This is a genomic window from Aeromonas sp. 130281, from assembly GCF_056642115.1.
Window position 1 is genome coordinate 27,342 of record NZ_JBWVQS010000009.1, and the last position, 13,346, is coordinate 40,687.

Annotated in this window: 14 protein-coding genes; 5 read left to right on the forward strand and 9 right to left on the reverse strand. The window is 58.5% G+C overall.

Features of this window, described 5'->3' with window-relative positions:
• Positions 1 to 150 precede the first annotated feature (150 nt).
• The 4 genes from AC1IN8_RS18390 to AC1IN8_RS18405 all read right to left on the reverse strand — a co-directional run bounded on the left by AC1IN8_RS18390 (position 151) and on the right by AC1IN8_RS18405 (position 4,277).
• Entirely contained in the window at positions 151 to 1,677 is a 1,527-nt protein-coding gene (locus AC1IN8_RS18390) for an anti-phage dCTP deaminase (RefSeq protein WP_479760051.1), read from the reverse strand.
• 74 nt (positions 1,678 to 1,751) lie between these two features.
• A complete protein-coding gene (locus AC1IN8_RS18395) occupies positions 1,752 to 1,934 on the reverse strand; it encodes a hypothetical protein (RefSeq protein ID WP_429111404.1) in 183 nt (60 codons plus the stop codon).
• Between the two features lie 496 nt (positions 1,935 to 2,430).
• Positions 2,431 to 3,324: a LysR family transcriptional regulator gene (locus AC1IN8_RS18400; protein WP_479760053.1), complete on the reverse strand. Its 894-nt coding sequence runs from the start codon at positions 3,322 to 3,324 to the stop codon at positions 2,431 to 2,433.
• Positions 3,325 to 3,491: 167 nt separating this feature from the next.
• Positions 3,492 to 4,277 carry a hypothetical protein gene (locus tag AC1IN8_RS18405; protein WP_479760055.1) on the reverse strand — a complete coding sequence of 262 codons (786 nt, stop codon included), beginning with the start codon at positions 4,275 to 4,277 and terminating at the stop codon, positions 3,492 to 3,494.
• Between the two features lie 330 nt (positions 4,278 to 4,607).
• Here AC1IN8_RS18405 and AC1IN8_RS18410 point away from each other — a divergent pair, with 330 nt between their 5' ends.
• Positions 4,608 to 5,945: a DUF4397 domain-containing protein gene (locus tag AC1IN8_RS18410; RefSeq protein WP_479760118.1), complete on the forward strand. Its 1,338-nt coding sequence runs from the start codon at positions 4,608 to 4,610 to the stop codon at positions 5,943 to 5,945.
• A 210-nt stretch (positions 5,946 to 6,155) separates the two neighbouring features.
• Positions 6,156 to 6,497, forward strand: a complete 342-nt coding sequence (locus AC1IN8_RS18415; protein ID WP_479760057.1) for an SH3 domain-containing protein — start codon at positions 6,156 to 6,158, stop codon at positions 6,495 to 6,497.
• 153 nt (positions 6,498 to 6,650) lie between these two features.
• Here AC1IN8_RS18415 and ydfZ read toward each other — a convergent pair whose 3' ends face one another.
• Positions 6,651 to 6,848 (reverse strand): putative selenium delivery protein YdfZ, encoded by a 198-nt coding sequence (ydfZ, locus tag AC1IN8_RS18420; RefSeq protein WP_479760059.1) that lies wholly within the window; start codon positions 6,846 to 6,848, stop codon positions 6,651 to 6,653.
• 279 nt (positions 6,849 to 7,127) lie between these two features.
• Between ydfZ and AC1IN8_RS18425 the strand changes: the two genes are divergently transcribed.
• Entirely contained in the window at positions 7,128 to 7,628 is a 501-nt protein-coding gene (locus tag AC1IN8_RS18425; RefSeq protein WP_479760061.1) for a DUF1993 domain-containing protein, read from the forward strand.
• A 233-nt stretch (positions 7,629 to 7,861) separates the two neighbouring features.
• On the opposite strand, the gene AC1IN8_RS18430 is transcribed toward AC1IN8_RS18425, so the two are convergent.
• Positions 7,862 to 8,311 (reverse strand): SRPBCC family protein, encoded by a 450-nt coding sequence (locus tag AC1IN8_RS18430; RefSeq protein ID WP_427230409.1) that lies wholly within the window; start codon positions 8,309 to 8,311, stop codon positions 7,862 to 7,864.
• Positions 8,312 to 8,547: 236 nt separating this feature from the next.
• On the opposite strand from AC1IN8_RS18430, the gene AC1IN8_RS18435 reads away from it, so the two are divergent.
• On the forward strand, positions 8,548 to 9,207 hold the full coding sequence (locus AC1IN8_RS18435) for a chromophore lyase CpcT/CpeT (protein WP_479760063.1): 660 nt from the start codon (positions 8,548 to 8,550) through the stop codon (positions 9,205 to 9,207).
• Positions 9,208 to 9,299: 92 nt separating this feature from the next.
• On the opposite strand, the gene AC1IN8_RS18440 is transcribed toward AC1IN8_RS18435, so the two are convergent.
• The 3 genes from AC1IN8_RS18440 to rarD form a co-directional block, all read right to left on the reverse strand.
• Positions 9,300 to 9,944 (reverse strand): LysE family translocator, encoded by a 645-nt coding sequence (locus AC1IN8_RS18440; RefSeq protein WP_139437599.1) that lies wholly within the window; start codon positions 9,942 to 9,944, stop codon positions 9,300 to 9,302.
• A gap of 82 nt (positions 9,945 to 10,026) precedes the next feature.
• Positions 10,027 to 10,830 (reverse strand): helix-turn-helix domain-containing protein, encoded by an 804-nt coding sequence (locus AC1IN8_RS18445; protein WP_479760065.1) that lies wholly within the window; start codon positions 10,828 to 10,830, stop codon positions 10,027 to 10,029.
• Between the two features lie 56 nt (positions 10,831 to 10,886).
• Positions 10,887 to 11,783 (reverse strand): EamA family transporter RarD, encoded by an 897-nt coding sequence (gene rarD / locus AC1IN8_RS18450; protein ID WP_139437603.1) that lies wholly within the window; start codon positions 11,781 to 11,783, stop codon positions 10,887 to 10,889.
• Positions 11,784 to 11,991: 208 nt separating this feature from the next.
• On the opposite strand from rarD, the gene AC1IN8_RS18455 reads away from it, so the two are divergent.
• On the forward strand, positions 11,992 to 13,344 hold the full coding sequence (locus AC1IN8_RS18455; RefSeq protein WP_479760067.1) for a type II toxin-antitoxin system HipA family toxin: 1,353 nt from the start codon (positions 11,992 to 11,994) through the stop codon (positions 13,342 to 13,344).
• Positions 13,345 to 13,346: the final 2 nt, after the last annotated feature.

Genomic DNA, 13,346 nt, shown 5'->3' on the forward strand with positions numbered 1-13,346 from the left:
AGTGCAGCAGAGTAGGATGCAGATCCATTTCGACGAGAACGGTATTAAGTTGCTGGTGACGGTGCATGTCAGGCTGGAGGTGTTTAAAAAACACTGAATAGATAAAAAGCCGATATGACTCGGCGTTTTATCTATAAGATACAGATTAAATCAACCTTCAACCTTATTAAACATTCCTTCCAGCATGGCTGCTACTTTAGCTTCATATGCATGATAACTATCTAAATATTGTGTATCTACGTGATATAAATCATTTACTTGACTATGAATCACTCGTCCATCACTGCTTTTCCTTGCGCCATTTGATTTGAAAAACTTCTCAAATCTATTTGGTGATACACCTTCAAATGGCATGAAAAGAACTTTTCCTATTTCATCTATATCCGAAATAGCATCATCATGGAGCTTCATTGCTAGACTTTTCTCATAGGGCTCTATGTATACCACTCTGCTTATTCCAGCCGCTACAATATGCCTCGCACAGTTATGACATGGATATGTTGTAGCAAATAATATTTTGCCTTTTGTCGATTCAGATGCCTCTCTTGCTAATGAGACAATAGCATCCATTTCTGCATGAATAGCTCTAGAATACTCAATTAGTGATTTTATTTTTGTTTCTGTGACAATTTGTTTTACTAATTCGTCAATAAGCGGGGCGTCGTGAATTTCCGACATTAGTACACTTCTGATCTCCTCTTTGAGAAGATTCTTATGTTTATCATTAGAGCATTGCCCTTTATGTACACATCTAAAATCTTTGAGAGTGCTTGCAGAATACAGTCCCCCACCAGCAGCTGGAACATCATTACATCCGGTAGCTATGACATTACCTGCCATATCAGTTATTGCTGCACCGACTTGCCTAGATAAACATGCTGAACGTAACGAGGCAGAGTAAGCTGCAAACATTCCAATTTCATCATGTGTTGGAGTAATACCATTGACACCATGAACAAGTTTAATAAATCGTTCCACTGATGCTTGTAATAGTTGGCTTTGATTATGCACGTTTCTGATGAAAAAGTCTGCACTATAGAGGGTCTTCTCAACTTGCTGGCCATGGTCATCAGAGTCCTTTCGGTCTCTTCTGATTAACTCTTCAATTTCCCCTGGATTGATTTTTTCCTCTTCAAGATTTAATTTTCTTTCTTTTTCTGTACGAATCAAACCAATCAGATAGAAGTTGTGGTTATAAACGGTTTTTAATAAACTAACTTCATCAGGATGTTTAAGTTGGTCTAATATATACGCAACTTTTTTATCTGTTTTAACTAAAACACCTTCTTCATCCTTTTCATCGCCATACTTCTCAATTCTAGTTAAGGCAATCTCATTGATAGCGCATGCTGCTAAAATAGAGTTATTATGTATTTTTCTAAGTTCATCACCAGCATCTTGAAGCTGTACGTATCGTTTATATCCTGTAAGTGATTTTAGTGATGGGTCTGTCTTGCTTATTATTATGTCACTTAGTCTTATATGATGAACTTCGTAACCATAAGCTTTTAATTTTTCACAAATTGTATTCTTAAGTGGTTTGATACCAGAGCCTATTGCGCCACAAAGCCCAATGATAAGTTCCTGTGAGCGTCGACGTTTTATTACTCCGATTACATCTTTAGGTGGGGTTTTTATTCCGATGATGTTTGGTGTTTTAGCTGTCGAGCCTGCCATAATAGAAAACCCTTAAGAATAGTTTTGTCAATTCTTAAGGGTTTTCTATTAAAAAAGCAACAGTTTTATGAGACTCACCAGCCCAGTTTTTGAGCGGATAACAAAAGGATGTCACGAGCCTTTTTCTTTTTTTTATTATTTTCTTTAAATTCAACAACTGTTGTAGTTTGTTCATTTTTTTGTGATGCAGAAAAATCTCGTGTTAATTCAACAAGTTGAGCCTTTTTTTGCCTATGTTCATACATAGAAGCGACCATGCTTAACCTCCTATCTACATCCATCATCCTAAATGTAGGGTTCAACAACACTAAAAGCAGCGCGAAATTCTACTCACTTTTTATCTAACTGCAACCAAAACATAATCTATCTAGATCTAACATACTAATTTAAAACATAAAAAACTAACCCACATCACCTTTTTTATTTAAAACGCTATATATGGTGCTGATTTCATTAGCTAGACCCAATATATAGGGGCAAAGGTTTGCACGGCGAGGCGTATTCGGACGATCGTGATGAAATCCTTGGCTGTATGCTCCAACCCCCCCGCCTCCCTTTAAACAAATCCATCAATACAGCAAACAGATGCAGCTTGCTACGTAACAATGGAAGGTTGAGTACGGCCAATCGGTTACCTGTATGACATGATCAGGCGAGACCTAGGGCTCCCACCTTTCTGAATAGGGTCTTGCCTGGCGGGCTATCGGTTTCGCGACCTGATAGACGAAAACCTCACACTCCCGCCTGTCTGGGTCACCGCAACTGAAACGCCTTGACGATAAATTCGATAAAGAGCCGCACCTTGGGGGACTGCTCCTTGTGGAAGGGGTAGACGGCGAACAGGGCGTGGGGGTCGGGTTGCCAGTCGGGGAGCAGCTTCATCAGGGTGCCGTCCGCCAGTTCGCTCGACACGAACTCTTTGGGCACCAGGATCACCCCAAGCCCCTGCACCGCCGCCTGTTTCAGGGCGATGCCGTTGTTGGCGCAGAAGCTGGCGGGCTTCAATTCCACCGCCACGCTCTCCGCCTCCCGGGTGAAGAACCACTTGCGGGGGGAGGACGAGAGGCTGTAGAGCAGGCAGTTGTGGCCCTTGAGATCCTCAGGCCGGGCGGGCTGGCCCGCCTCCTCGAGGTAGTCGGGAGCGGCGCAGAGCACCCGCCGCACCTCGCACAGGGGTTTGGCGCGCAGGGTGGAGTCATCGAGCGCTGCAGCCCCCCGGATCACCACATCCAGCCCCTGATCCACCAGATCCATGTAGGCGTCGCTCAGGATCACCTCGATGCTGATCGCCGGATAGCGGCGCTGGAACTCGCAGATCAGCGGGTTGAGGCGGATCAGCCCGTAGGACATGGGCACGCCGACCCTCAGCCTGCCTCTGGGGGTGAAGGAGGCGGCCATGATGGACTGGTCGGCGGCGTCCAGGCTGTCCAGCACGCCGCATATCTGGCCGTAGTAGGCCATGCCGGATTCGGTGACGCTCAGCCGCCGGGTGGTGCGGTTGATCAGCGCAATGCCGAGAAAGGCTTCCAGCTCGTTGATGTTCTTGCTGACCGCCGCCTGAGAGAGGTGCAGGTCGTCCGCCGCCGCCTTGAAGGTGCCCATCTCCACCACCCGGCGAAAGACGTTCAGCGCCGTGATCTTGTTCATCCTGCCCCCGTTAATTCACCACTGGTAAATGATGGTGCCATCATTGCGCACTTTAATCGCGATAGTGCGGATTGCAAGGAGGGCCATCGGCAGCCCGCCGTCATTGAAACGCGGGGCATGACGAGGCGGCCGGGCTGCTGCCCGACCGCCCGATCCATGGAGGAGGCTTATTGCGCCTTGCCCGGGGCGGGGGGCAGGGTGATGCCGACATCGGCCCAGGGGTTGGTGCCGAGCAGTTGGGCGTGGGGCACGTCGGCCTGGTAGCGCATGGTGAATGCCTCGGGGCCGTGGGCGAAGGCCACCAGCAGCCCCTGTTTGGCGTCCATCAACCCGGCGTGCATGCCGAGCCCGTGATAGCTGACTCGCACGGCCTTGTCCTGAAGTCCCACCTTGTCTATCTGGAAGCGGGCTATGCTGCCGTCTTTGAGGGTAAAGCCCCAGCGGAAGGGGCCGCCGCTGACCACAGTCATCACCTCGTCGATGTCGGTGCCGTCCTCGGCGGAGTTGACGTGCATGCGGCCATATTTGCCGAGCACGGCGCTGCGGGTGCGCTCGTCCAGCGCCATCAGGTCATAGACCTTGGGGTAGGGGCCGACGCCTGTCTCTTCGGTGGCGACGCCGCCCCCTTGCACCGCGGGTTCGCGCCCTGCGAGCCTGGCCTGCTCCAGCAGCTCGGCCTGACTCAGGTTGAAGGCCGCAATCAGGGCGCCGTGCTCCGCCCGGGTCAAGGCGCGGCGGTGGGAGGCTTCGAGCAGCGGCCTGGCGCTCTCGGGAATGTCGACGGTGACCACGTTGACGCCTATGGGGTTGAGCGCTTTGTTGACCGCCTCGACCCCGGTGACGGCGGGGCGGCCATCGCTGAACTGCACCGAGACAAGGTCACCGGCGAAGGTGTTGAAAGAGAGGGCCGAGGCGATGGCACCGGCCAGCAAAGCGACTTGGGGGAATTTCATATCAGACTCCTCGTTAAGGTTCGAGAAGCAGTCTAGGGCGGTGCAGTGTTCACTGAAATGGCACTCGGTTGATATGAAAATTCACTGTTGGTAATGAATGGCGGGGGGAGAGGGGGTGGGAGCTGCCGCTATGTGAGCGAGGCGCTCTCTGCCGGCGTGGGGGGCGCAGGAAGCGGGAAGAGGAGGTCTGCCGTCTATGCCGCACTACCGCCTGAGCAAATAAAAAGCAAAGGGTGATGATCCAGTCATTAGCGAGCTGCATATGCCCGTGGGGACCAACCAATGGAGAATGACCAGATGAAATGGATTCAACGTTGTGCCGCACTGGCTATGGTATTGGGTCTGGCCGCATGCGGAGGCAGTGAAAATGACAGCAGTCCGCCCAATGCCGCCATCAGGATCAGCCACTTGGCCCCGGATGCCCCCAAGGTGAATGTCAATGTGGACGGTGCGCCTTTGCTGGCGGCTGTCGACTATGGCTCAAGCAGCGGGCTCAAGCCGGTTGCCGCTGGCAGCCACGAGGTGGCGGTGGACGGGATCTTGCCGGGCAGTACCGCGACCGTCATAGGCCCGGTCTCCCTCGACCTCAAACCCGACACCCAGTACGACGTGCTGGCGGTCGGTAAGCTGGCTGGCAGTGGTGATACCGCCTTCGGCCCGCTGGTGATTGAGCGGCCGAACCAGGTGCCAACGGGCGGCGATATTCGTGTGCAGGTGCTGCATGCCGCACCGGGTGCACCGGCCGTCGACATCCATGTCACCGCGCCGGGGGCCGCCCTGACCAGCCCGACGCTGGCCAACATTCCGTTCAAGACCCATAGCGACCCCCTCACCCTGCCGGCAGGTGAATACCAGATCAGGCTGACCCTGCCGGGGACAGTGGATGTGGTTTATGACTCAGGCCCACTGCCACTCAATGCCGGAGCTGATCTGCTGATCGCGGCGATCGACAACCTGGGGGCGGGGCCAAGCCCGGTGCAGTTGCTCGCCATAGACGGTGCTGGCGCCACCCCCCTGCTGTCTGCCGATGAGCAGGCTCAGTTGAGGGTGGTCCATGCCGTCGCTGATGCCCCTGCCGTCGATATTTGGGTGAATGGCGTTGCGCCGACAGCGGCCCCGCTGCAGGGGTTGGCGTTCAAGGGGAATACCGGGTATCTGGAGCTGGCCGCCGCCGATTATGACTTTGTGGTCACGCCAACCGGGGCCGCTACGCCGGAAGTCATCAATGCCGGCGACGTGCCGCTCAAGGCGGGGGTGCGCTACTCCCTGTTTGCCGTGGGCCAGTTGCTGGATCCCGCCGGTGAAACCATAGAGCCCTTGCTGCTGACCGACAGCGGTCGCGCGGTGGCGACGGAGGCACAACTTCGCGTGCTCCATGCCGCCCCCACGGCACCGGCGGTGGACGTCTATCTGACGACGGGGTCGGACATCAGCAGCGCCACCCCAGCACTCAAGGCCGTGCCCTTCAAGGCGGACAGCGGCTATCTTGCGGTTGCTGCCGGGGATTACCAGGTCACCGTCACCGCCTCGGGTGACAAGGCCCCTGTCATCGGCCCCCTGCCGGTCACCCTGGCCAATGGTCAGGTGCTGACAGCCGCAGCCCTGTCTGACAGCGTCGGTGGCGTGGATCCCGAGCTGCTGATCCTGGACGACGTCAGCAGCAAGTGATGCTCCTCTGCGAGTCAGCCGACTCGCAATCTGACCCGGACTGAGCCCCTCAGTCTGGGTCTTTTTATGGTGTAGCGACATCCTGGCGGAGCTGGAATCCTGGCTATCCGGGGTCGCGATCCAAAAGATGCTGCCAGCATCGAGCCGCAAGGCCCGGGTTGTGGTATGACTCGGGGCGTGACCAAACAGAACCTGTCGGAGGAAGAGACAATGCTGGCGTTGATCACCCTGGCTCACCAAACCTGTTATCCCAATCCCATCGCCTTTCGGGCCGGGGAGCGGGTGCGTATCGGCCACGAGGATGACGAGTTTCCGGGCTGGGTGCGCACCTTTACCGCAGATGGCAACGAGGGGTGGGCGCCCCTGTCGCTGCTGACCCCGACCGGCGCGGGGGAGGCGCTGGCGCGCCAGGACTATAGCGCCCGGGAGCTGGACGTGGCGGTGGGGGAGCGGGTGAGGGTGGAGCGGGAGCTGGCAGGCTGGCTCTGGGTGCACAACGAAACAGGGGGCTCAGGCTGGATACCGGCAAGCTGCATCGCCTCACCGTCATAAGGCAGGGCCGCTCTGCGTTGCCTAAGGCGGCAGGGGAGCCGTCAACATCGTGGGATGAGGGGAAGGAGGGGGCCTGGGCATTCAGAAACCCGGCCGTCAGCTGGGGCGCGGCGGCCGGGTGAATTGTAAAGAGTAGGGTGACGGGGAAGGGGATCAGCCTAGTCTAATCAACTCTATGGGGGCGTAACGCTCCTGGCTGTTCGCCAGCAGCACGCACTTCTCATGCTCCGCCTCATAGGGGGTCATGTTGTCGGTGTGCGCCTCCTTCAGGGTGTCGACCGCGCCGGTGGCAGCAATCATGACGCGCTGGCCCAGGGTCAGCACATTGCGGTTTCTATCGTAGATCTTCATGGCATTCTCCTTTTCGGGTGTGGGTCCCGGCCCGTGCCGGGACAACGGGCCCAGACTACGCCTCCGAAAAAACGAGATGCCTGTCACAGATCAAAAAAAGGGGAAAGAGGGACTCAGGGAGCCGGGCGCGCTGGCAAGGGGCCCCGCCGAGGCCGCCATTGCCTGTCGCAGAGCACGCGGGTCGCCTCTGCTTTTCATCGCCACAGGCTCGAACCGGAAAAGGGATGGGTTATAGTGGTGCCGCTCGTTTAACTGCCTTCAACCAACCGGGATCCCAATATGAATCGTGAAATCGCCGCCCAGTTCATCAAGATGCTGACCAACCTGGACCAGTGTCTGGCCAAGGCCGAGGCCCACGCCGCGGCGAAGAAGTTCAATGTGGAGAACTTCTTCAATGAGCGCCTCATCGTCGACATGCTGCCGCTGAGCAAACAGGTGCTGATCTGCTGTGACAGCGCCCGCGCCCTGGTGGCCACCGCCAGCCTGAGCGAGCCGCCGGTGCTGGGGGATGATCCCAAGACAATGGCGGATCTGCGCGCTCATGTAGCCAAGACCCTCGCCTATCTGCAGAGCAAGCTGGACGCCGACTTCAGCCAGTATGCGAGCGGCCACTACTACCCCTACTGGGCCGGTGGCAAGGGGATGGACGGCCACAGCTGCGTGCACGAGTACGGCATTCCTAACTTCTACTTCCACCTGACCATGACTTATGCCCTGCTGCGCCAGGCCGGGGTGGATCTGGGCAAGCGGGATTACCTGGGCGGCCTGAATCTGCAATAAGAACCCATCCCATCAGGCTAGTTAACTCGCCATGTTGAACCCAGGCAGTGCTCGACATCCTCAGGTACTCCAGTACGCTCCGGTTTCTGCGCGCTGGCTGTGTCCAGACTGCCTTCGACAATGACGCCTATCGGGATAGGTGGTAAGCCGCTGCCCTGCCGGAATGAAGAGAGCCTGCCATCCGGCAGGCTCTCTGCTTTTTTGGGGTTCCCGCATCCCCGGGATGGCTCGGCTTATTCGCTCGGGAGCTCCGGCTCCACCAGGGCGGCGAGCTGGGTCAGGGACTCCTGCCAGCCGAGGTAGCACATCTCGACCGGGATGGCCGCAGGGATCCCCGCCTGTTCGATGGCGAGATCGGTGCCGCACAGCACCTGGGTGAGGGTGATGGTGACCCGCATCTCCCCGGGCAGATTGGGGTCGTCGAAGCGGTCTGTGTAGCGGATGCGCTTGCCCGGCTCCAGCTCGAGATACTCGCCGCCGAAGGCATGGCTGTGGCCGGTGGCGAAATTCGAGAACGCCATGCGAAAGCTGCCGCCGACGCTGGCCTCCAGCTGCGCCACCTTGCAGGTGAAGCCATGGGGCGGCAGCCATTTGGCCAGGGCGTCCGCCTCGATAAAGGCTCTGTATACCCGCATCGGCGGGGCCTTGAGTACGCGGTGCAGTGTCACGGTTCCAGTGGTCATGAGGGATACCTCCTCGGTGGGTCCGCAGCAAGAATAGTCGCCCACGGTGATGTTGGCCGCTGGCCGGGTGCTGGGCCGAGTGAGCGAGGATGCCTGGCTCCGCCGCTCTCCTGCGTCGTACTTCTTCGCTAACACAGTGATTTTTCAGCGGATTGGCGAGGAGTTGATCAAGGTAGAGGTTATTGCCGCCGTTCGCTCATATAATCGCCGCCATGCAAGCGACTCGGAAGGATTCGATGACAAAGCTGATGGTGGCCCTGCTGGGGTTGTTTTACGGCTGCCTGGTGTGGGCCAACCCCGTCCCCTTCGTGGCCAGTCCGTCACCGGTGCAGGGGAAGATGGAGCCGCTGCTCTCCTGGTTCACCGGCGAGTTCTCCAGCCAGGAGCAGGCCGGTTACGACCCGCGTTTCACCAGCGCCGAGCTGCGCCTGGTGGAGATCTGGCCCGGAGAAGGCCCCTTTCGCTGGGTCTATGCCGAGCAGTTCCTGACCGAGCGGGCGGTGCGCCCGTTCCGTCAGCGCATCTACCGTTTCTCCCCGCTGCCCGATGGTCGCATCCTGATGGCCGAGCTGACCATGCCGAGGGCCACGGATTTCACCGGCGCCTGGCGTCAGCCCGAGCTGCTCGACTCCCTCACCCCGCAACAGCTCTCCCTGCGCCAGGGCTGCGAGATCTGGCTGACCCGCCAGGCCAGCGGAGAGTACGCGGGCCACAGCAAGGTCGGCAGCTGCGCCACCGACTTTGGCGGCGCCACTACCCTGGTGCAGTACCTCTGGATAGGCCCCAACAGCGTCAGGCTGCTGGACAGGGCCTATGACAACGGCGCCCGCCAGCGCTGGGGCAGCCCGGGGGAGGGGTATCTCTACCTGCGCAAGGTGAAGCAACGAGGGGAGTGACCCGGGCGGCGCCGCATCACGTTGGCATCTCCCGCTGCTGGCGGTGCTCGCTGAGGTCGCCGCTTCGCAGCCGCTCGTCCGCCCAGCCCCGTTTATGTCGCGAGCCCGGGCCAGTGCGCCTGAAGGTCGATGAGGATGGAGAGGCTGACCGCCCCGAACAGCAGACCTGTGACCAGGTTCAGGGGCCGTTGCACCCGGCCGATCAGCCGCTGGGCCCGGGCGGTGGAGAGGCTCCAGGCCAGCAGCCCGAACCAGGCCAGGGAGAGCAGGAAGAGCTCCAGGATCAGCAGACCCCGGGTCAGGCCATCCACCTGGGGCGTCACCATGGCCGCCAGCAATCCCATGAAGAACAGCAGCGCCTTGGGGTTGAGCAGGTTGGTGGCGATCCCGGCTCTCAGCCCCCGATTCCAGCCCTGCAACTCCCCGCCAGCCCGCAGTGCCTGGGTGGCGGCGCTGCGGCGCGCCGCCTTGATGGCCCCCCAGCCGAGCCAGCCGAGATAGAGGGCGCCCACCACCTTCACCGCCAGGAACAGCCAGGGCTGGCTCGCGATCAGCAGGCTGATGCCGGTGAGGCTGAGGGTGGCGTGCAGCAGGATGGCGATGGCGATGCCAAGCGCGGCCCCGAGCGCCGTGGGCCTGTGCAGGCTGGTGCGCAGGATCAGCGCGAAATCCGGGCCCGGGCTCGCCAGGGCGATCAGGTGGATGAGACCTATGGTCAGAAACAGGCTGGTGAACATGGCATACCTCGCTACAAAGATGAGGCAGCAGCATGGGGGATGGGGGCAGGGGCTGGCTTGTAAAAGATTGCAGCGGGATCGGTCAGCCGGGGAGCATCTGCTGACGGTAGTCCGCCGGGGTCAGCCCGAAGGCCTGGCGGAAGCCGTGGTGGAAGTGGCTCTGATCGAAGAAACCGACCGCCAGCGCCACCTCGCTCACCGGCAGGCCGCGGGCGAGCAGGTGCTTGCCGCGCTCGAGACGCAGCCGCTTGAGCCAGGCGTAGGGGGTCATGCCGGTCTTCTTCTTGAACTGGCGCAGGAAGGCGAAGCGATCCAGCCCGAACAGGGCGGCCAGATCCTCCAGGCTGTGGTGCCCGTCCAGCTGGCCCAGCAGGTAGTCGCGCAGGAATCTTATCTGGGGATCCGCCAGGGCATGGCGCTCCGGTGCCAGGTGCAGCAGCTCGCCGAGCAGGGCCAGGAGCTGGCTCTCCGCCAGCAGGGCGTCGGGCTCGGGCTGATCCAGATACATGTGCAACCGGGCGAAGCCCTGATAGAGGTCGGGGCGGCTCTGCAATCCCTTGTCGAAGAAGGGTTCTGGCTTGTCTGGCAGCCAGCGTGCCAGCTGCTCCGGGGCGATGGCGAACACCCGCACCTCGTACCCTTCCGGCAGCAGGCTGAGGCCGTCGTGCATCTCGTCCGGGTTGACGGTGGAGAGCTGGCCGCGCACCAGATTGTGTCTGCTGCCCTTGTGGATGAACTTCTGGCCGCCCTGCTGCACCAGACCAATGTGGTAGTCCAGGTGCACGTGGCGGCCATAGCTGAACTCCCTGTGATGGGAGTGGGAGAGTTCAACCCCCGGCAGCAGCCGGGATTGCCAGTAGTGGATGCGGGATTGGGGGGCGTTCATCCCCTATTGATAACCCGAAAGCCGCCCCTTGGCTTGTAGATTATTGCGCCGGCTCCTCAGCCAGCCTCCTGGCGCCGCTTGCCGCTGCGCAACCCGTCCAGGCTGAACAGCACCAGGGCGCTCCAGATGCAGCCGAAGGTGATCATCTTGTCCAGCGCCAGCGCCTCCCCGTAGAGGGTGACCGCCAGGATGAACATCAGGCTGGGGCCTATGTACTGGAAGAAGCCCAGGGTGGAGAGCTTGAGCCGGGTGGCGGCGGCGGTGAAGCAGAGCAGGGGTGCCGTGGTCACGACCCCGGCGGCGATCAGCAGCAGGTTCAGGTGCCAGTCGTTTTGCGTGAGGTGGCTGGTGGGGCTGTCGGCGAATCCCCACAGGTAGATGGCCGCCGGCGGCAGCATGATCATGGTCTCGATCAGCAGGCCGGTGAGGGCATCCAGGGCCAGCTTCTTGCGGATCAGGCCATAGATGGCGAAGCTCGAGGCCAGCACCAGGGCTATCCAGGGCAGGGAGCCGAAGGCGATGAGCTGGACGGCAACCCCTATCACCGCCAGTCCCACCGCCCACCACTGCAGGCGGCGCAGCTTCTCGCTCAGAAACACCATGCCGAGCAGCACGTTGAACAGGGGGTTGATGTAGTAGCCGAGGCTGGCATCCAGCATGTGACCGTTGTTGATGGCCCAGATGAACAGCAGCCAGTTGCCGCCGACGGTGACCGAGGTGAAGGCCAGGGTGAGCAGCACTTTTGGCTGGCGCAACACCGCCTGCACCTTGTGCCACTGGCGGCCGATCAGGGTCAGCACCATCAGCAGGGCGCAGGACCAGATCATGCGGTGGGTCAGGATCTCGGCGGCCGGGACGGCGGAAATGGTCTTGAAGTAGATGGGCGCCAGGCCCCAAAGGGTATAGGCGCACAGGGCATAGATGATGCCCTGGCGCTGGATCTGTTGCTGCATGCGTGAATGTTGCCTTATGGCTTGTTGTGGGTGTTGGAGCTCACGGGGTAATGAGTGTAACGAGTACCGTAGCGGGAACAAAGAACCATGTTTTGATGTGAATTATTTTGCTCAAAATTTACTGAAGGATCTATTTTTGAGTAATATAATTCTCAAAATATGAAGGACGTCATAATTTTGAGCAAAATAACTCACATGGTGAGGTGTGATGGAACTGACTATCCAGATTTATGGTGAAAAGGGGTGGTGTGATGCAGCCCGTTTGCGGCTGAATGAGGAAGGGAAGCGCTCGGCCCGGCTCGCCTATGAGTTTGATTATGCCCTTGAACATCTGCATCAAACACAGGGATGGCACGCCTGTGCCTTGAGGTACCCCATTGAGCTGATGATCCCTCATGATGGTGGCTGGTTTCGTTTTCTCGATGACATTATGCCGGCGGGCAGTGCGCGCCGTTACTGGGTCAGGCAGCTCGACATCGGACATTTGGGTGAAGAGGGACAAGACCGTACCCTTCTGGCTCTCGGCACTATTGCTCCGATCGGAAACTTGCGCATCAAGGAGGCTGTAGAGAGAGTCGCGACTCAGATACCCGAGCAGAGCCGGGTCACACAACTGCGCTTCCCTGTGGCGATGGTATTGGAACGTGATACCGACTTTCTGGAATATGCCCAGCAGATGGGGGCCGCCAGCGGTGGTGCGACCGGGGCCGGTGGAGAGGCCCCCAAGCTGTTGTTGCGGCAAAATCGCAATCAGGAGGTGTGGATAGACACTTTTCAGGATGACCCCTACTGCCTGGATGAGTTCTATCTGGTCAAGTTCCCGCGTAACAATCGCAGCGCCATTGATCAGGATATCCTCAGAGCTGAGTATCACTATTATCAAGAACTTAATGCCTTGGGGATCGATACGATACCGATTCATGGCATGCGTCTTGACGAAGGGAGCAAATACCCTTCGTTGTGGCTTCCCCGCTTTGATGTAGCGGTGCAGGAGCAAAAATTGGTTCGCTTCGGAGTGGAATCTGTCTATAGCGTGATGGGCGCAGCCCCAGGCTCGGACCTTAACCATCTGGATATTCTCGATACCTTGCTGCCCATGCTGGAGGGGGAGGCCCGACAGCGTAACGCTCGTTTCAACAGCACTGCATTTGTGATCGAGTGGGTCAGACGCGACTTGCTCAACGTGGTCTTTGGAAATTCGGACAACCATGGCCGCAATACGGCATTGCTCAAGAGCGACGAGGGGATCTGGCTCGCGCCAGTCTACGACTTTGCCCCCATGAAAGCCGATCCAGAGGGGATCCGTCGCACGACACAGTGGGGGTTGGGGCTCGAAGAGGGAGGGCAGTTTGATTGGGTGGCCATTGCGCAACGCCTGTCACACAGGGTTGAGCCTGACATCTTGTTGGCATCGTTGACCGAGCTGGCACTAAGGCTCAAGGGGTTACCGGAACGCTTGGCTCGACGTGGAGTGCCCGTTTCCATCCTGAATATGCCGACATTCAATTTCAATACGCTCGATGAAAGACTGACGGTCTGGATTGAGCAGTGGGGGGCATGAGG